This is a genomic window from Pseudomonas sp. LBUM1648 (assembly GCF_059716145.1).
Genome location: NZ_CP166808.1, coordinates 4,963,387 through 4,979,877, shown reverse-complemented (window position 1 = coordinate 4,979,877; position 16,491 = coordinate 4,963,387). Strand labels below are relative to the sequence as shown.

19 protein-coding genes and 1 pseudogene are annotated in these 16,491 nt (G+C 57.4%); 11 read left to right on the top strand and 9 right to left on the bottom strand.

What is annotated here, in order from left to right:
* Positions 1-123 precede the first annotated feature (123 nt).
* Both ACA043_RS22595 and ACA043_RS22590 read left to right on the top strand, forming a co-directional pair.
* Entirely contained in the window at positions 124-657 is a 534-nt protein-coding gene (locus tag ACA043_RS22595) for a gluconokinase (RefSeq protein ID WP_187679336.1), read from the top strand.
* A gap of 82 nt (positions 658-739) precedes the next feature.
* On the top strand, positions 740-2,092 hold the full coding sequence (locus tag ACA043_RS22590; RefSeq protein WP_187679335.1) for a GntP family permease: 1,353 nt from the start codon (positions 740-742) through the stop codon (positions 2,090-2,092).
* 62 nt (positions 2,093-2,154) lie between these two features.
* Here the strand turns inward: ACA043_RS22590 and alaC are convergent, their stop codons facing one another.
* Positions 2,155-3,372 carry an alanine transaminase gene (alaC, locus tag ACA043_RS22585; RefSeq protein WP_489878911.1) on the bottom strand — a complete coding sequence of 406 codons (1,218 nt, stop codon included), beginning with the start codon at positions 3,370-3,372 and terminating at the stop codon, positions 2,155-2,157.
* A gap of 139 nt (positions 3,373-3,511) precedes the next feature.
* On the opposite strand from alaC, the gene ACA043_RS22580 reads away from it, so the two are divergent.
* The 3 genes from ACA043_RS22580 to ACA043_RS22570 all read left to right on the top strand — a co-directional run bounded on the left by ACA043_RS22580 (position 3,512) and on the right by ACA043_RS22570 (position 5,536).
* Entirely contained in the window at positions 3,512-4,174 is a 663-nt protein-coding gene (locus ACA043_RS22580) for a LysE family translocator (RefSeq protein ID WP_497657960.1), read from the top strand.
* Positions 4,175-4,242: 68 nt separating this feature from the next.
* Positions 4,243-4,737 (top strand): GyrI-like domain-containing protein, encoded by a 495-nt coding sequence (locus ACA043_RS22575; protein ID WP_401267995.1) that lies wholly within the window; start codon positions 4,243-4,245, stop codon positions 4,735-4,737.
* A gap of 310 nt (positions 4,738-5,047) precedes the next feature.
* The gene (locus ACA043_RS22570; RefSeq protein ID WP_497657959.1) at positions 5,048-5,536 is read left to right on the top strand and encodes a GNAT family N-acetyltransferase; all 489 of its coding nucleotides are present in this window, start codon (positions 5,048-5,050) and stop codon (positions 5,534-5,536) included.
* Here the strand turns inward: ACA043_RS22570 and ACA043_RS22565 are convergent.
* From ACA043_RS22565 to ACA043_RS22545, 5 genes are all read right to left on the bottom strand, one after another.
* Positions 5,470-6,207 (bottom strand): dTMP kinase, encoded by a 738-nt coding sequence (locus ACA043_RS22565; RefSeq protein WP_497657958.1) that lies wholly within the window; start codon positions 6,205-6,207, stop codon positions 5,470-5,472. The genes ACA043_RS22570 and ACA043_RS22565 overlap by 67 nt on opposite strands.
* Positions 6,204-6,455 carry an immunoglobulin domain-containing protein gene (locus ACA043_RS22560; RefSeq protein ID WP_497657957.1) on the bottom strand — a complete coding sequence of 84 codons (252 nt, stop codon included), beginning with the start codon at positions 6,453-6,455 and terminating at the stop codon, positions 6,204-6,206. The genes ACA043_RS22565 and ACA043_RS22560 overlap by 4 nt, the downstream gene beginning before the upstream one ends.
* Before the next feature lie 194 nt (positions 6,456-6,649).
* Positions 6,650-7,711 (bottom strand): hypothetical protein, encoded by a 1,062-nt coding sequence (locus tag ACA043_RS22555; protein ID WP_497657956.1) that lies wholly within the window; start codon positions 7,709-7,711, stop codon positions 6,650-6,652.
* 274 nt (positions 7,712-7,985) lie between these two features.
* Positions 7,986-8,591, bottom strand: a complete 606-nt coding sequence (locus ACA043_RS22550; protein WP_497657955.1) for a pyridoxamine 5'-phosphate oxidase family protein — start codon at positions 8,589-8,591, stop codon at positions 7,986-7,988.
* Positions 8,592-8,609: 18 nt separating this feature from the next.
* On the bottom strand, positions 8,610-9,095 hold the full coding sequence (locus ACA043_RS22545; RefSeq protein ID WP_187679329.1) for a GNAT family N-acetyltransferase: 486 nt from the start codon (positions 9,093-9,095) through the stop codon (positions 8,610-8,612).
* A gap of 140 nt (positions 9,096-9,235) precedes the next feature.
* Between ACA043_RS22545 and ACA043_RS22540 the strand changes: the two genes are divergently transcribed.
* From ACA043_RS22540 to ACA043_RS22530, 3 genes and pseudogenes are all read left to right on the top strand, one after another.
* Positions 9,236-9,661 carry a YybH family protein gene (locus ACA043_RS22540; RefSeq protein ID WP_497615181.1) on the top strand — a complete coding sequence of 142 codons (426 nt, stop codon included), beginning with the start codon at positions 9,236-9,238 and terminating at the stop codon, positions 9,659-9,661.
* A gap of 40 nt (positions 9,662-9,701) precedes the next feature.
* Complete coding sequence (locus ACA043_RS22535; protein WP_497657954.1) at positions 9,702-10,046, top strand: YciI family protein; 345 nt, start codon at positions 9,702-9,704, stop codon at positions 10,044-10,046.
* Positions 10,039-11,268: pseudogene (locus ACA043_RS22530) on the top strand (RNA polymerase sigma factor). The gene ACA043_RS22535 and the pseudogene ACA043_RS22530 overlap by 8 nt, the downstream one beginning before the upstream one ends.
* 149 nt (positions 11,269-11,417) lie before the next feature.
* Here the strand turns inward: ACA043_RS22530 and ACA043_RS22525 are convergent.
* Positions 11,418-12,143 carry an SDR family oxidoreductase gene (locus tag ACA043_RS22525; protein ID WP_401268018.1) on the bottom strand — a complete coding sequence of 242 codons (726 nt, stop codon included), beginning with the start codon at positions 12,141-12,143 and terminating at the stop codon, positions 11,418-11,420.
* Positions 12,144-12,254: 111 nt separating this feature from the next.
* On the opposite strand from ACA043_RS22525, the gene ACA043_RS22520 reads away from it, so the two are divergent.
* Complete coding sequence (locus ACA043_RS22520; RefSeq protein WP_401268021.1) at positions 12,255-13,091, top strand: LysR family transcriptional regulator; 837 nt, start codon at positions 12,255-12,257, stop codon at positions 13,089-13,091.
* Positions 13,092-13,098: 7 nt separating this feature from the next.
* Here ACA043_RS22520 and ACA043_RS22515 read toward each other — a convergent pair whose 3' ends face one another.
* Positions 13,099-13,953: a LysR family transcriptional regulator gene (locus ACA043_RS22515; RefSeq protein ID WP_497657953.1), complete on the bottom strand. Its 855-nt coding sequence runs from the start codon at positions 13,951-13,953 to the stop codon at positions 13,099-13,101.
* Positions 13,954-14,042: 89 nt separating this feature from the next.
* Between ACA043_RS22515 and ACA043_RS22510 the strand changes: the two genes are divergently transcribed.
* On the top strand, positions 14,043-14,480 hold the full coding sequence (locus tag ACA043_RS22510) for a multidrug/biocide efflux PACE transporter (protein ID WP_187679322.1): 438 nt from the start codon (positions 14,043-14,045) through the stop codon (positions 14,478-14,480).
* Between the two features lie 110 nt (positions 14,481-14,590).
* Here ACA043_RS22510 and ACA043_RS22505 read toward each other — a convergent pair whose 3' ends face one another.
* Complete coding sequence (locus tag ACA043_RS22505; RefSeq protein WP_497657952.1) at positions 14,591-15,346, bottom strand: SDR family NAD(P)-dependent oxidoreductase; 756 nt, start codon at positions 15,344-15,346, stop codon at positions 14,591-14,593.
* A 121-nt stretch (positions 15,347-15,467) separates the two neighbouring features.
* Between ACA043_RS22505 and ACA043_RS22500 the strand changes: the two genes are divergently transcribed.
* Entirely contained in the window at positions 15,468-16,364 is an 897-nt protein-coding gene (locus ACA043_RS22500; RefSeq protein WP_401268029.1) for a LysR family transcriptional regulator, read from the top strand.
* Positions 16,365-16,491: the final 127 nt, after the last annotated feature.

The window sequence follows — 16,491 nt, the reverse complement described above, 5'->3', positions numbered from 1 at the left end:
TTTTGGCGTCGGGAACAAACCTGCTGCAACCCAAAAAAACGACAAGAAGGCGTCGGCAACTTCTACCTGTGCACTAGAGTCATAGCTAGCAAAGGTAGCGCTGTCTGCGCGCTGAGGTGTTATATGAGTCATCCCATCACCGCCCTGGTCATCATGGGCGTTGCCGGTTGCGGCAAGACGTGCGTCAGCGAGGCCCTGTGCCAATTGAGCGGCGCCACTGCCATTGAAGGCGATACTTTTCATCCGGCCGCGAACATCGAAAAGATGAGCGCGGGGATCCCCCTGAACGACGACGACCGCGCCGGCTGGCTCGACAGCCTGTGCGATGAATTGCGTCGCGTCGATGCCTCGGGCCAGCGCCCGGTGCTGACCTGCTCGGCCCTCAAACACAGTTACCGCGAAGTGCTGCGCAGTGCCTTGCCGGGCCTGGGCTTCGTGTTCCTGGAACTGACGCCTGAAGTGGCCGCCGAGCGTGTATCCCACCGCCCGGGCCATTTCATGCCGGCCACGTTGATCGAAAGCCAGTTCGCCACCCTCGAATCGCCCAAGGGCGAGCCGTTGACTCTGGCGTTGAATGCATCGATCCACAGTGTTGAAGAACTGGCTGAACAAGCTCACGTCTGGTGGCAGGCCAACGGCCTGAAACAGGCGGTATGAGTGTGTCCATGCAGATAGCGCTGTCCTCACGACTTCTGATTAACCCGCTTTAATAACAACAACAAACCAGGAGACACCCCCAATGTTTGGCATGTCCCACGACGCCTACCTGCTGCTTGATGCAGTGGTCACGGTGATCGGACTCATCATCCTGATCACCAAGTTCAAGATTCACCCGTTCATTGCCCTGACCATCGCCGCCGCGTTCCTCGGCCTGACGTCCGGCATGCCGATCGGCACCATCATCAAGGCGTTCCAGGACGGCTTTGGTGGCGTGCTGGGTTTCGTCGGCATCATCCTCGCGCTGGGCACCATGCTCGGCAAAATGATGGCCGAGTCGGGCGGGGCAGACCAGATTGCCCAAACCCTGATCCGCGCGTTCGGTAAAGACAAAGTCCAGTGGGCAATGATGTTCGCCGCGTTCCTGGTGGGCATTCCGCTGTTCTTTGAAATCGGCTTTGTATTGCTGATTCCGCTGGTGTTCATCGTTGCCCGCCGCACCGGCGTGTCGATCATCAAGATCGGTATCCCGCTGCTCGCCGGCCTGTCCGCCGTGCACGGTCTGGTGCCACCGCACCCGGGTCCGCTGCTGGCCATCGGCGTGTTCGGCGCTGATATCGGCAAGACCATCCTGTACGGTCTGATCGTTGCGCTGCCGACCGCCATCATTGCCGGCCCGATCTTCGGTACGTTCATCGCCAAGCACATTCCGGGTCACCCGAATCAGGAACTGGTTGATCAACTGGCCCGCGAAAACGATTCCGCCGTCCTGCCGAGCTTCAGCATCACCCTGATCACTGTGCTGCTGCCGGTGTTCCTGATGCTGCTGAAAACCTTTGCTGACGTGGCGCTGCCGGACGGTAACTTCTTCCGTACCTGGATGGACATGATCGGTCACCCGATCTCGGCACTGCTGCTGGCGTTGCTGCTGTCGCTGTACACCTTTGGCTACAAGCAGGGCATCGGCTCCAACCAAATGCTCAAGTGGCTTGATGCGAGCCTGGCGCCAACCGCGGCGATCATCCTGATCATCGGTGCTGGCGGCGGCTTCAAGCAGATGCTGGTGACCAGCGGCGTGGGCGACGTGATCGGCCACATGGCAGTCAGCGCGCAAATCTCGCCGATCCTGCTGGCGTGGCTGGTAGCGGCGGTGATTCGTATTGCTACCGGTTCGGCGACTGTGGCGACCATCACTGGCGCAGGCATTGTGGTGCCGGTGGTGGGGATGATTCCGGGCGTTAACCGTGAGCTTCTGGTGCTGGCCACCGGTGCCGGTTCGTTGATCCTGTCCCACGTCAACGACGCCGGTTTCTGGCTGGTGAAGCAATATTTCAACATGACCGTGGCCGAGACGTTCAAGACCTGGACCGCGATGGAAACCATCCTCTCCATCGTCGCGCTGGGCTTTATCCTGCTGCTGTCGCTGTTCGTTTAAGCGACTTTTTGCAGACACAAAAAAACCGCAGCGATGCGGTTTTTTTGTGCCTGGATCGTTCCTCAGGTAGTCGTTTTCGGTGCCAACCCGTCCGCCCGGAACATCCCGCGAATGCCGCGTACAGCCTGACGAATCCGGTCCTGGTTTTCGATCAGCGCGAAGCGCACATGATCGTCGCCATACTCACCGAATCCCACGCCCGGCGAGACGCAGACCTTGGCTTCGGCCAGCAGCTTCTTGGCGAACTCCAGCGAGCCCAAGTGCGCGTATGCCTCGGGAATCTTCGCCCAGACATACATCGACGCTTTCGGATTCTCGACCATCCAGCCCAGCTCATGCAGGCCTTTGACCAGCACGTTACGCCGCTGCCGATACTGCTCGGCGATGTCGCGCACGCACTGCTGATCGCCTTCCAGCGCAGCAATCGCTGCCACTTGCAGCGGGGTGAACGTGCCGTAGTCGTGGTAACTCTTGATCCGCGCCAGAGCGTTGACCAGTTCTGGATTGCCGACCATGAAGCCGATACGCCAACCGGCCATGTTGTAACTTTTCGACAGGGTGAAAAACTCTACGGCGATGTCCTTGGCGCCCGGCACCTGCATGATCGACGGGGCTTTCCAGCCGTCGTAGACGATGTCGGCGTACGCCAGGTCGTGGATCACCAGCACGTCGTATTGCTTGGCGAGGGCGATCACCCGTTCGAAGAAATCCAGCTCCACGCACTGCGCGGTCGGGTTGGACGGGAAGCCGAGGATCATCATTTTCGGCTTGGGGATCGAACCGCGAATCGCCCGCTCAAGCTCGGCGAAGAAGTCCACACCGGGCACCAGCGGCACCGAACGCACCTGGGCGCCAGCAATCACCGCGCCGTAGATATGAATCGGGTAGCTCGGGTTCGGCACGAGTACGGTGTCGCCCTGATCCAGCGTGGCCAGCATCAGATGCGCCAGGCCTTCCTTGGAACCGATGGTGACGATGGCCTCGCTTTCCGGGTCGATATCGACCTCGTAGCGTTGCTTGTACCAATTGGAAATAGCCCGGCGCAGGCGCGGAATGCCCTTGGACGTGGAATAGCCGTGGGTGTCTTCGCGTTGAGCAACTTGTACAAGTTTTTCGACAATGTGCGGCGGCGTAGCGCCGTCGGGGTTGCCCATGCTCAAGTCGATGATGTCTTCACCACGACGCCTGGCGGCCATCTTCAGCTCGGCGGTGATGTTGAAAACGTAAGGGGGGAGTCGATCTATGCGCGCAAAGCGGCGCGGCGAACCTTGTTCGGCCATTGTTGCCTCGGATAACGTAAGCGCCCGGAACCGTCCGAGCGACGCTGGTCACTGCGGTGACCTGTTGGCGAAGATAAGGGCAGTGATGGCAGACTGTCCAGTCTGTGCGTAAACAAATTTTTCCCAAGGAAATCGGTAGATGGAATTCACCAGCGGCTTCTTGCTGAGCCTTTCGCTGTGCCTGGATATCGGCGTGGCCAACATCGCAATGATCACTTTGGCGATGCAGCGCGGTTACTTTCAAGGCTTCGCGCTGGGCCTTGGCACTTGTGTCGGCGACTTGATCTACGCGGTGCTGGCGCTTGCCGGGATGACCGTGCTGCTGCAATACGAAACCGTGCGCTGGGTGCTGTGGATCGGCGGTTCGGCGCTGCTGATCTACTTTGCCGCGAAGATGATTTATTCGGCGATTCACCACGAAGCGCTGCTGGCTGAAACCGCCGAAGTGGGGCACAACTCCCATCGCAAGGAGTTCTTTCGCGGGATCTTCCTGGCCATGTCCTCGCCCAGTGCAATTCTGTGGTTCGCCGCAGTCGGTGGCACGCTGATCGCCCGTTCCGGTGGCGGTGGCCCAGTCAGTTCGGCGCTGTTCCTCGGTGGTTTTCTCTGCGCCGGGCTGCTGTGGTCAGCCGGTTTGTGCTTCGTCGCCAGCCACGGAGGCAAGCTGCTGGGCGACAAGCTGTTGCGCTACTCCTATATGGCATCTGCGGCGATCTTCTGCTATTTCGCGGTTTACGTGATCGTATCCGGCTACAACGAGTTTGTCGGCTCCGGTGCCGTCGAGCAGCTGCACGCACTGTAATCGTGCGAATCGGCATGGGCTTTCTATACTCACCAGCCGAACCCCTTTTTTGTTCCAGGAGTCGAGTCATGGATGAGCAAACACGCGTCGAAGTGGCTGAACCTCGCTTCGAACATGGACACTTTCTGCTGATAGCAGGTTTTCGCGGTCGATTTACCCAAGAGACCGCCAAGGATATCCCGGCGCTGTGGGAAAAATTCCTGCCGCACCTGGGGCGCATTCCTGGCCAAAAAGGCGAAGTGACCTACGGGGTCTGCTGCAATTTCGACGGCAAGGGTGGCTTCGATTACATCGCCGGGGTGGAAATCAGCAAGCTCGATGATCTGGATCAGAAGTTGTATCAATGGGTCGAAGTGTTACCCCGCCAGTACGCGGTGTTCGAACATACAGGGCCACTCGACCAGTTGCCGCAGACCCTGCAGTACATCTACAAAACCTGGCTGCCGAGCTCTCACTATGTGGAGCTGAACGCCCCGGAGCTGGAGCGCTACAGTGCGGACTTCAATCCGAAACTGCATACCGGCAAGCTGGAAATCTGCGTACCGGTCGACAGCAAATCCTGAGCCGACAACGCTGAGGCGGATCACTGATCCGCCTCTTGTTTTCAACGCTGTTTACGGCGCGCCCGCATCAGGTCGATGCCCAAGGTGATAAAGCCGAATGTACTGATGCCCAACACCATCAACAGGCCAATCTCAACGCTGCTCATAAGCGGTTCCCCCAAGGGTAGTCAGAGACACCCCACAGAAATAGCCCCGCGCGAACCCGAAGAAAAGCGCTTATACGCAGGCTTTACGCCGCCCGCGCGGATCGATATGCACACCTTATTCCTTTATGCTTTGCGCACTTTTCCCCGCTGATTTTCGAGCTGCCATGAACACCGTCATTCGCAACGTCACCGCCGCCGACCTGGATCGCTGCTACGCCATCGAAACCGTTGCCTATGAAGGCGACGAAGCTGCCACTCGCGAGAAGATCGCCACGCGCATTGCGACCTGGCCGGAGGGTTTCATCGTTGCCGAGGTGGACGGCGAGGTCGCGGGTTTCATCAACTCGGGCGCGGCGTTTGACGTGCAGATGTCGGACGAGGCGTTCAAGGAACTGATCGGCCACGACCCGGCCGGGCCGAACGTGGTGATCATGTCAGTGGTGGTGCATCCGGACTATCAGGGCCAAGGCCTGGCCAAGCGCTTGATGGCCGAGTTCATCGAGCGTATGCGAGGGATGGATAAAGCGACGATTCACTTGATGTGCAAGGAAAAGCACATCCCGCTGTATGGCGGGTTTGGCTTTGCCTACATCAAACCGTCTGAGTCGGACCATGGCGGCATGGCGTGGCACGAGATGATCCTGACCCTGTAAACACGTCCCCTGTAGGAGCTGCCGAAGGCTGCGATTTTTTGATTTTGGGTTTTAAGATCTAGATCAAAAGATCGCAGCCTTCGGCAGCTCCTACAGGGGATGGTGTCAGTAGAGGGTGTCTTGCACCCGCTTCGGCGCTTCGCGGTCGTAGCTGTCGGCATCGAACTGGCCGTCGTTGGATACGTTCGTTGTCCTTTTCTCTGTGCTGCCAGTGCCGGATCAACATCTAAAAAAATTACGAAGTCAGGTTTTCTAATCGTTGAGAACATTGCCAACGCATTCTCAGCCAAATCAGTACTCTTAAGCAGGAAGCGCGCTAGGTATTTATAGTGCCAACCATCGGAGATGCAGCTTGCGCCAGAATTGATCAAAGGTGTTATAGCCGCATGATCTGTGGCCTGAAACCACGCAGTGATGAGGCTCATCCAGTGTTTGTCACCTAATTGTTCAAGGGGAGCGTTGTCCGGATAATCCCATAAGACTTCACGTAGCCGAGACATATGAAACTCTGTATAGCCTGTAGGCACTGGAGGACGATTTTTGTCTATATAGTGCAATGCAGAATGGGACTGAAAAATTCTGTCATATGTTGCTCGCGCAACCGTTGATTTTCCTGCGCCATCGGTACCTTCGAATGCAATAAATACTCCCTTATCCAAAGAATAATTCATGCAAAACCTCCTAGGTAAGCTTCAGTATCTAAAGAGTTTCTTCCACTTCCTTCTATTAGCGGTCTAAAGCCTTCTCTTTGATAAATTTCTGACATTTTTTTACCGAGTGTATTTAGAAAGTCGACGGAAGGACGCGCTTTTGTGGAGTAGTGTGAGCCGGCGTCGGGGTGGAATACTGCAACCGCAGGCACCACTCCCATGTTTCCGAAATACTCGATTCCTTCAATTATTGACTCTAAAGGTTCCATGCCAGCTACAAAACCCGCGTAAGGCAAATGATGCGGCACTCAGCGAGTCGACAATGTAATGACCAATAAAGGAGAAGAAAATCAGTGATCCAATCATATCTCCCAATCTGGAAAATATTAGCGGTGCAGATAGTTTTAATATTTCCATACGATGGACCGCTTGTGGCATTCCAAGGGGAGCTAACTGTGAGTGTTTAATCCCATTCTTTGAGTAAGGTTGTTAGGCTTGGGGTCTGGGAAGCAGCAAAGTATTTTTTTCTGAAGTAGTACTCACACATTGAGGTTTTATGTTTGGTCTGTTTGCGCTCGTTGAACTCATTGTCTAGTGCGGCAAGAGAAGTTTTTGTCGTTGGATAGATGTCTTTTGTTTTTAGCAGGTCCTCAATTGCTAGGAATACCAAGTCCATGTAGTCCAGTATCTCTTGGATGTAGGATCTGCATTCCGTCTCTGTAGTTGCTCCTTGCCTGGCCAAAACAAAAAACTTGTTTTTGATGGTTTCGAATCCTTCAACTCGATACATATTTGAGTATACCCACTTATAGTGCTTGTTCGAAGTACCAGTGAGGTAGGTGAAACTCATGGACGTCTTTAGCATCATGTCTCTGGCTATCTCACAACCCATCCATAGATTTCCCGACTGCCAACAGCCTTGAATGTCCTGAAACGCGTAAAAGACGGGGAGTTTCTCACGATGTGCAATGTAGATATGCTTGTCTAAAGGGATTCTTGATTTTATAGATTTGAATCTTTCTTCGTTTGTAATGGCATGTCCGATAATAGAACGATGAATGATGTTGTTTTCTGTATTTGTTAGTATCGGGTTATATAGGAAGCGCTGATCAGAAATTACCTCGGTAAACGCCTTGTCGATTTTTTTGTATATGTCTTCAATTTCCGAGAAGGTGATGTAGTCAGCGTCAATGTGGATGCTGGTGTCTCCATAGAAGTCGGTTGTGTTGTGGACTTCTTCGTTTTTCGTGATATGGCGATAATCTTCGTCTGTGACAAACGCGTGTTCGATATCTTTAATGCTTCTCGCTGTAGGGCGTTGCTCGCAGAGAATGATGCAGTCGATGTCAGAGTGAATAGTTCCTATGCCCTCTATTAGAGAGCCAGAAACAATTAGAATGCTTGTCGGTTCTAAAAAAGCTTTCTCTAGAAGATAGTTTTTCGGTATGGAAGTTTTTCCATCCAGTATGATTATTTCATTATTGGTGATTTCTGATTTTGAAGTCTTAATTAGAGTGTTTGTCACACGGTGCTCCCCGGGGATATCGAGTGCTGCTGTGCTTTAAGTGTCGGTCTCCATGTCGGAGTCCGTTTTTCGAAAATGGTAATCTATTGAGTAATTAATAAATTGACTCATGGCTAAAACCTAGAGTGTTTGACAGTGGGTCGTCAATCTCTAGAATAAAAATCAGAATTTACTTACAGGGTTTTATAAGTTTTGGTGAGTTGAGGTTTTTTGCGTGGGATAACTCTTACAGGGTGATTACAAAATCCTGTAAGAGAACATCAGATCTGGTTTTTCAATAGAGGCTGTCACGCACTCTGGTCGGCGCCTCGCGGTCGTAGCTGTCGGCATCGAACTGGCCGTCGTTCAAACGCTTGTGAAAGGCTCCGGTCGTGGGCAGCGCCGAGCGCGGCAGATGCGTTTCAGGATTCCACGCATCCGAGCGCACAAACGCTTTCGAACAATGGAAATACGCCGCTTCCACCTTTACCAGCAACACGGTTTTCGCCGGTTTGCCGTTCACTGCAAAACTCTCCAGCAACGCCGGCTCGGCACTGATCGACGCCGTGCCGTTGACCCGCAACGTCTCGCCTATCCCCGGAATGATGAACAGCAGCGACACCCGTGGATCGTGCAGCACATTGCGCAACGTATCGATGCGGTTGTTGCCCGGACGATCCGGCAGGGCCAGGGTGCGTTCGTCGATGATCCGCACAAACCCCGGCGCATCACCGCGTGGCGAATTGTCGAGGCCATCAGCGCCCACCGAGCTGACAATCACCAACGGCGACACGCGCACCATCGCCTGATAGTCCTCGTTGAGAAAGGTGATCTGCTTGCGCACCGCACGCTCGTGGGGCAATCCGTAAATAGCTTCCAGTGCTTCAATTGAGTCGATCATCGTGCTTCCCTCGATGACTTAGAAAAACAGGCCCATGCGCCGCTCGTAGCCGATTCGGCCCTTGTAGGCTTCGCCGCTGTCGACGTAGCCATGTTTGGCGTACAGGGCGATGGCGGCGTCATTGTCGGCGTCCACCGACAATTCCAGCCCTTTGATCTCCGGCCATGCCTGGCGTGCGACTTTCGGCAGTGCTTGCAGGCATGCCTTGCCATAACCCTTGCCCTGCGCCCGGCGATCCACCTGCAATGCATGCAGCGTGGCGCTGTGTTCATCGGCCCAGGCCGGTAACACCGGCGGGCGCTTGAGCAGCAGGAACGCCACTGGCACTTCATCCGCCAGCAGCGCAAAACCCTTCACGCCGGGGCCGGGTTTCGACAGCAAGGTGTGCAACGCGCCATGAATGTCGCCGGAAAACTTGATCTGCTCGGGATGGATTTCAATCGCCTCGACTTGCTGACGCTGCAATGCGTTCAGGTTGTCGTACGGCACGAGTTGGGCTGACACGGGAATTTCCTTTTTCCTACAAAGATGAGTCCGGATTCTAGCGACTTTGCTTCCTTCGGAAATTTTTTGTTTCGTCTGTCGATCTGCCGATTGGCCGAACGACTAAAGGTGTCTTCACAACAACAATCACGGAGAACACCATGAGCGCACAGACTGAAATCCAGACCCTGATCGACACCTATCGACAGGCCGTCATGGCCAAGGACGTGGAGAAAGTCATGGCGTTGTACGCCGACGACATCGTCTCGTTCGATGCGATCAAGGCCCTGCAATTCAAGGGCAAACCGGCCTACCGCGCGCACTGGGTGGAATGCATGGAAATGTGCCCCGGCCCGCACATCTTCGAATTCCACGAGATCGTCATCGAGAGCGCCGACAACATTGCCTTCGCCCATTGGGTGGCCAATTGCGGCGGCACCAACGAGAAGGGCGAAACCCAGAGCTGCTGGATGCGCGTCACCGCGTGCTATCGGCAGGTCGGCGGGGCGTGGCGCATTGTCCACGAGCACTGGTCGGCACCGTTCGATCCGATGAGCGGCGCGACGCTGTTCGATGTGCAGCCCTGATCTTCAGCCATAGTTGATCCGTTCGTTTCAGGAGAACGCCATGAAATATCTCTGCCTGGTCTACAGCGATGAGCGCTTGCTGCATTCGTCGCCCGATAGCCCCGAAGACGCTGAATGCTGGGCCTACGCCGAGTCGATCGAGGGCAGCGGGCGGATGGTCGCGGCCGAAGCGCTGGAGTCGGTGCAGACCGCCACCACAGTGCGGATGCGCCACGGCAAACTGTCGATCACCGATGGCCCGTTCGCTGAAACCAAGGAGCAACTGGCCGGCTTCTACCTGATCGATGCCAAGGATCTCAACGAGGCGATCCAGATCGCCGGCAACATCCCGGCGGCCCGGGTTGGCAGCGTTGAAGTGCGTCCCGTGCGCCAGTTGAATGTCTGAAGTCAGGGCGCGGGTCGAGCAGGTCTATCGCGAAGACTCGCGGCGGATTCTGGCGACGCTGATTCGTCTGCTCGGTGATTTCGATCTCGCCGAAGAGGCCTTGCACGAGGCTTTTTTCGTCGCGGTCGAACGCTGGCAGCGCGACGGCGTGCCGGACAATCCGCGCACCTGGCTGGTGTCGACCGGGCGCTTCAAGGCCATTGATGTGTTGCGTCGTCGTGCACGGTTCAAGGCCTCGCAGCCGTTGTTGTTGGCGCAGCTGGAAGAGCTGGAGCAGGCCGACTGGAGTGACGAAGACGTGGAAGACGATCGCCTGCGGCTGATCTTCACCTGCTGTCACCCGGCGCTGGCGGCAGATGCGTAAGTGCCGCTGACCTTGCGCGAAGTCTGCGACCTGACCACCGAAGAAATCGCCCGCGCCTTTCTCTCGGCGCCGGCGGCGATTGCCCAGCGCATCGTACGGGCGAAAGCCAAGATCCGTGACGCGAAAATCCCTTATCAAGTGCCGAGCCTGAGCGAACTGCCCGAACGCCTGGACAGTGTGTTGCGGGTGATTTATCTGGTGTTCAACGAGGGCTATTCGGCGTCGATGGGCACTGAGTTAACGCGGGAAGATCTGACCCGTGAAGCGATCCGGCTAGGGCGGTTGTTGATGGAGTTGCTGCCGGAACCGGAGGTGATGGGGCTGTTGGCGCTGATGCTGCTGCACGAGTCGCGACGGCCGGCGCGCACCTCGCCGACAGGGGAGCTGGTGCTGCTGGATGATCAGGATCGCTTGCAGTGGGATGCCGGTTTGATTGCTGAAGGTTGTGCGCTGGTAGAAAGGGCGCTGACCACGCGGCGGTTCGGGTCGTACTGTCTGCAAGCGGCGATTGCGGCGGTGCATGCCGAAGCGCCGACCGCCGAGGACACCGATTGGGAGCAAATCGTTGGGCTGTATGACGTGCTGTCGCGGGCGGTGCCGTCGCCGGTGATCGAGTTGAACCGGGCAGTGGCGGTGGCCAAGCGTGACGGGGCGTTGGCCGGGTTGACGTTGATCGAGGGGATATTGGCGCGAGGGGAGTTGCAGGATTACCACCTGGCGCATTCGGCGCGGGCGGAGTTTTGTCGGCAGTTGGGCCGGGTTGAGGAGGCGCGGGCGAGTTATTTGCGGGCGCTGGAATTGACGCGGCAGGAGCCGGAGCGGCGGTTTATCGAGGCGCGGTTGAGCGAACTCGATTGATCTGAAATCTTCAATGGCAGCGCCGGCCTCATCGCTAGCAGGCTAGCTCCCACAGGGTTCGGGGTTGAACACTGCATTTGTGACCGACATCAATCACTGTGGGAGCTAGCCTGCTAGCGATTAAGGTCCGAAGGACCTTCGGCGTTTTGTCAGGCCTGCTGGCGGGTCGCAGCCATAACGATTTCGCGGATGCAAACGTTCTGCGGCTGCTCATACGCATAAGCAATCGCCGTCGCCACATCCTCGGCACTCAACACCGTCCCGCCCATTTCCTGCTTCCAGGCCTGATACCCGGTCTTGATCGCCTCATCCGTGGTGTGGCTCAACAATTCAGTCTCCACCGCCCCTGGCGCAATCGTGGTCACGCGCACGTTATGCGGCGCCAGTTCTTCACGCAGGTTTTCCGACAAACCATGCACGGCAAACTTGGTACCGACATACGCCACATGATTCGGGAAGGTCTTGCGCCCGGCCACCGAGCTGACGTTGATGATCGTCCCGTGTTTACGCTCGACCATCCCGGCCACCACCGCGTGCACACCGTTGAGCAAACCCTTCACATTGACGTCGAGCATCTGGTCCCACTGCGCCGGGTCCTGCTCTGTCATCGCGCCCAGCAGCATCACCCCGGCGTTGTTGATTAGCGCATCGGCCGGCCCGAATTGGGCCTCGGCTTCTGCCACCGCTGCGAGCAAAGCGGCGCGATCGGTGATGTCGACTTTACGGCTGAGGGTGTTCGGCAGCTCCAGCGCTTCAAGACGCTCAACCCGCCGCGCCAGCAACAGCAGCGGATGGCCGGCAGCACTCAAGCGGCGGGCGGTGGCTTCGCCGATGCCCGAACTGGCCCCGGTGATGATGATCAATGGCTTGCTCATGGCTGCACTCCTGAAATAAGAATTTAAAATGACTAAAGAATGGGCGCAGTATATTTAGCCCTGCCGAGGCTGAAAAATGCCTTATTCCTCTGTCTGTCATCGGAATTGCCTATGGATATCCGCCATCTCAAAGCCTTTCTCGCGGTGTTTGAGGAGCGCAACATCACTGCAGCCGCGCAGCGATTGTTCATCAGTCAGCCGACGCTGTCGGTGACCATCAAGCAGCTTGAAGAAGAACTCGGCGCTCCGCTGTTTGTCCGCCAGCCACGCGGGGTCGAGGTCAGCGATGAGGCGCGGTTGTTGTACCCGCAAGCGCGGCGCATGGTGGCGGAAGCCGAGGCCTTGAGCCGGATGTTTCGCGGTGGCGAAAACCGCCTGCCGTTGACCCTGGGTATCGAGGGCGATATTGCCGCCAGCCATATCGAAGCGTTCGTGCGCATGGCCCATCTGGCATTGCCGAATCTGTTGCTGACGCTGGAGGAAGGTTGCAGCGGTGAGGGTCGTTTGGCGGTCGAGGAGATGTGCTGCGAAGACGAGTTGTTCCTGCCGCTGTGGGAAGAACCCTATGTGATGGCGCTACCGCTGGATCATCCGATGGCGGCCGCGCAGGCCGGTTGGGCACCGATTGAAGACTGGATCACTTGCCCGCAGCATCCGTCGCATCAGCGTTTGATGGCGCTGTACGGGCGCTCGCCAGACGCGGTGGCGGGGCATGCCGGCTCGTTGCAGCAGGCGTTGCATATGGTCGCGGCGGGTGTCGGCGTGGCGATGTTGCCGCAGTCACTGGTGAACGGACATGGACGGGTGGTGGTGCGCGCGTTGCATCTGCCGGCGCCGACGCGGCGGGTGGGGTTGTGTTATGCGGCACAGGCGCTGGAGTTGCCGGCGATGCGTGGGTTGCATGAGTATTTTCAGGTGAATCGGCCGGCGGATATTGCTGCCGCCTGATCGGCCGCTATTCCAGCATCTTGCTCAGCAGCCAACTCCCCGCCGGCCCCGGCGGATAGAGCCGTGACCACAGGGCATCGACAAACACCGGTTTCGGCCAGCCGCGCACGTTCAATTCCACTAGCGTGCCATTGCCGAAACGTCCCACTAGCCAGCGCGGCAGTGGCGCCCAGCCGAAGCCCATCTCAGCCATTTCCATCAACATCAGATAACTCGGTGCCGACCACACGCGGCCCTGGGCGCGACTCTCGTAGGGATTGATGATCGTTGCCAGGCGCAGTTCGCGATGCTGTTCGAGGATGGCTTGATCGACATTTTTCAGCGTCGCCAGCGGATGTTCGCGGCTGACGAACAAGGCGATATCCGTGCGCTCGGCGACGGTCGAGGTCACCAGATCCGGCGGATACGTTTCCTGCATCTCGGCAAAGGCCAGATGCGCTCGACCGCGTTGCACCAGTTCGATCAAGTCATCGCATTCGGCGATCAGGCATTCCAGCTCCAGATCCGGATAACGCTGCTCGAAGCCCATCAACGCCGCTTCGAAACGCGCCGATTGGTAGGTGTCGGAAATCGCCACGGTCAGCTTGGGTTCGACACCTTGGGACAATTGTCGTGCGGTCATTTCCAGACGGCTGTTGGCTGCCAGAATCGCCTCGGCCCGTTGCAGCATCACGTGGCCAGCGGGGGTGAGGGTCGGTTTGCGGCTGCTGCGATCAAACAGGATCAGATCCAGATCAATCTCCAGACTCGCCACCGCCGCGCTGATGGTCGACTGACTGCGCCCGAGTTTGCGCGCCGCCGCCGAAAACGAACCCTGGGTTGCCGCCTGGACAAACGCCAACAGCACTTCTTGCGAAGCCATGAACTATCGCCTTGATCGATGGTTATTGGTTATGAAGTATCGGTGCGGGGGTGGATCATGGCAACCATCTTCACTCAAGGAGTCAGGCCATGACTGCCCCTAAATCCATCACTGAACGTATTTTCCAGGCCATCGGTTTCGAACTGCTGGCGATCCTGATTTGCACACCATTGCTGGCGTGGATCATGCAAAAACCGCTGCTCGACATGGGCGCGGTGACGGTACTGATCGCGATGCTGGCGCTGGGCTGGAACGTGGTGTTCAACCGTTTCTTCGACCGCATGCTGGCGCGCATGAACGTCGCGCACAACGCCTGGGTGCGGGTGGTGCATGCGTTGTTGTTCGAAGGTGGCTTGATCGTGATGGGTGTGCCGCTGATTGCCTGGTGGTTGTCGGTCAGTCTGTGGCAAGCGTTGTTGCTCGACATCGGCGTGTTGCTGTTCTTTCTGCCGTACACCTACGTGTATCACTGGGGCTATGACGTAATGCGCGAGCGCTTCCTGACCCGCAGCGCTTGTCAGGGTTGACCCCCATTCCCCTGTAGGAGCTGCCGAAGGCTGCGATCTTTTGATTTTGCTGTTTATAAGATCAAAAGATCGCAGCCTGCGGCAGCTCCTACAGAGGGACGTGTTAACTGTCAGAGAAACATCCCGCCCGACGCCTCAACCCGCTGCCCATTGATCCACTGCGCACCCGGCGACAGCAGCAGTGCCAGCGCTCCGCCAATATCGTCCGGCTGCCCCGCACGACCCAGCGCCGTATTGCTGGCAACCATCGCATTCACCGCCGGGTTGTCGCGCACAGTGCCGCCGCCAAAGTCGGTTTCAATCGCACCCGGCGCCAGCGTATTTACGGTGATCTGCCGTGAGCCCAGTTCCTTGGCCTGATAGCGGGTCAGTACTTCAATCGCGCCTTTCATCGCCGCATAAGCACTGGCGCCCGGGATGGTGAAGCGAGCAAGCCCGCTGGAGATGTTGATGATCCGCCCGCCATCGTTAATCAGTGGCAGCAGTTGCTGAGTCAGGAAGAACGGCCCTTTGAAATGCACGTTCATCAGCAGGTCGAATTGCTCCACGGTCGTTTCGGCGAAACCGACATGCAAACCGACCCCGGCATTGTTGATCAGGAAATCAAATCGCTGCCGATCAAAGTGCTGCAACGCCTGCTCGACCCGCGCGGCGAAGTCGGCAAAGGCTTCGCTGCGGCCGACATCCAGTTGCAGCATCACGGCTTTGCCGCCGAGTGCTTCGATTTCGCTTACCAGCGCCTGAGCTTCATCGGCGCGGCTGTTGTAGGTGCCGATGACGTCGATGCCGAGGGCTGCGAGGTGCAGGGCGGCGTTTTTGCCAAGGCCACGACTGGCGCCGGTGATCAATGCGATTTTGCGGTTCATGGGACTTCCTCGGTTGCGGTGAGTGGTGATGGATCTAAGTTTATTTATCCGCCGCCAGGTGATAAACAGACTGAAATCGGAATCACTGTTCGGATGATTCGAACAGTCAGAGAGTGGCCCCATGAACAAACTGGAACTGCTGCGCACCTTCGTCCGGGTCAGCGAGTTATCAAGTTTCACCCTCGCCGGAGAAAACCTCGGCCTGCCACGTTCAACGGTGTCCGAACATGTGCAGGCGCTGGAAGCCCTGCTCGGTACGCGTCTGTTGCAACGCACCACACGCAAGGTGCAAGCGACGCAGGACGGCCTGGTTTTGTATGAGCGCAGCAAGGATCTGCTCTCGCACATGGACGAGATCGAAGGCTTGTTCCGTCAGGACGAAGCGTCGCTGACCGGGCGAATTCGTGTCGACATGCCGAACATTCTCGCTCGGCGTGTAGTGATGCCACGGCTCCCGCAGTTCATGGATCGCCACCCGAACCTGGAACTGGAAATCAGCAGCACTGACCGCCGCGTCGATCTGCTCAGCGAAGGTTTTGATTGCGTGCTGCGCGTCGGCGCGCAACCGGATCAGTCGGTGGTGGCGCGGCACCTGTGCGACGTCAGCATGATCAACTGCGCCAGCCCTGCTTACCTTGAACGCTATGGCGTGCCACAGACCCTGGAAGATCTGGCGCAGCATCGACTGGTGCATTACGTCGGCGTGCTCGGTTCGCGTTCGGAAGGGTTTGTGTATGAGGAGGAGGGGCAGATACGGCGCGTGCCAATGGCCGGCAGTGTCACGGTCAACAGCACCGATGCTTACGAGTCGGCGTGTCTGGGCGGCTTCGGGATTGTGCAGGTGCCCAATACCGGCCTGCGCTCGCATCTGCAAACCGGCGAACTGGTGGCGGTGCTGCCGCAATACAACGCGCCGGCAATGGGCGTTTCGCTGTTGTACGCGCGGCAGCGGCATTTGCCGTTGCGGGTGCGGGCGTTTATGGATTGGTTGGGGGAGGTGATCCGTTCCACTCTCTAGCCCACTACACCAATCAAAATGCAGGAGTAAGGCTGCTCGCGATAGCGGTTCATCAGTCTAGATCTGCACCGACTGACGCTGCTTCATCGCAAGCAGGCTCGCTCCCACACGTTTGCTCACGGCATGA

Coding starts and splice junctions, on each gene's coding strand:
- ACA043_RS22575 (WP_401267995.1), top strand. CDS start 4,243: ATGGATGAGCAAACACGCGTCGAAGTGGCTGAACCTCGCTTCGAACAT.
- ACA043_RS22500 (WP_401268029.1), top strand. CDS start 15,468: ATGAACAAACTGGAACTGCTGCGCACCTTCGTCCGGGTCAGCGAGTTA.
- ACA043_RS22525 (WP_401268018.1), bottom strand. CDS start 12,143: ATGAGCAAGCCATTGATCATCATCACCGGGGCCAGTTCGGGCATCGGC.
- alaC (WP_489878911.1), bottom strand. CDS start 3,372: ATGGCCGAACAAGGTTCGCCGCGCCGCTTTGCGCGCATAGATCGACTC.
- ACA043_RS22505 (WP_497657952.1), bottom strand. CDS start 15,346: ATGAACCGCAAAATCGCATTGATCACCGGCGCCAGTCGTGGCCTTGGC.
- ACA043_RS22550 (WP_497657955.1), bottom strand. CDS start 8,591: ATGATCGACTCAATTGAAGCACTGGAAGCTATTTACGGATTGCCCCAC.
- ACA043_RS22570 (WP_497657959.1), top strand. CDS start 5,048: ATGAACACCGTCATTCGCAACGTCACCGCCGCCGACCTGGATCGCTGC.
- ACA043_RS22590 (WP_187679335.1), top strand. CDS start 740: ATGTTTGGCATGTCCCACGACGCCTACCTGCTGCTTGATGCAGTGGTC.
- ACA043_RS22580 (WP_497657960.1), top strand. CDS start 3,512: ATGGAATTCACCAGCGGCTTCTTGCTGAGCCTTTCGCTGTGCCTGGAT.
- ACA043_RS22520 (WP_401268021.1), top strand. CDS start 12,255: ATGGATATCCGCCATCTCAAAGCCTTTCTCGCGGTGTTTGAGGAGCGC.
- ACA043_RS22560 (WP_497657957.1), bottom strand. CDS start 6,455: ATGGAACCTTTAGAGTCAATAATTGAAGGAATCGAGTATTTCGGAAAC.
- ACA043_RS22535 (WP_497657954.1), top strand. CDS start 9,702: ATGAAATATCTCTGCCTGGTCTACAGCGATGAGCGCTTGCTGCATTCG.
- ACA043_RS22540 (WP_497615181.1), top strand. CDS start 9,236: ATGAGCGCACAGACTGAAATCCAGACCCTGATCGACACCTATCGACAG.
- ACA043_RS22595 (WP_187679336.1), top strand. CDS start 124: ATGAGTCATCCCATCACCGCCCTGGTCATCATGGGCGTTGCCGGTTGC.
- ACA043_RS22565 (WP_497657958.1), bottom strand. CDS start 6,207: ATGAATTATTCTTTGGATAAGGGAGTATTTATTGCATTCGAAGGTACC.
- ACA043_RS22510 (WP_187679322.1), top strand. CDS start 14,043: ATGACTGCCCCTAAATCCATCACTGAACGTATTTTCCAGGCCATCGGT.
- ACA043_RS22515 (WP_497657953.1), bottom strand. CDS start 13,953: ATGGCTTCGCAAGAAGTGCTGTTGGCGTTTGTCCAGGCGGCAACCCAG.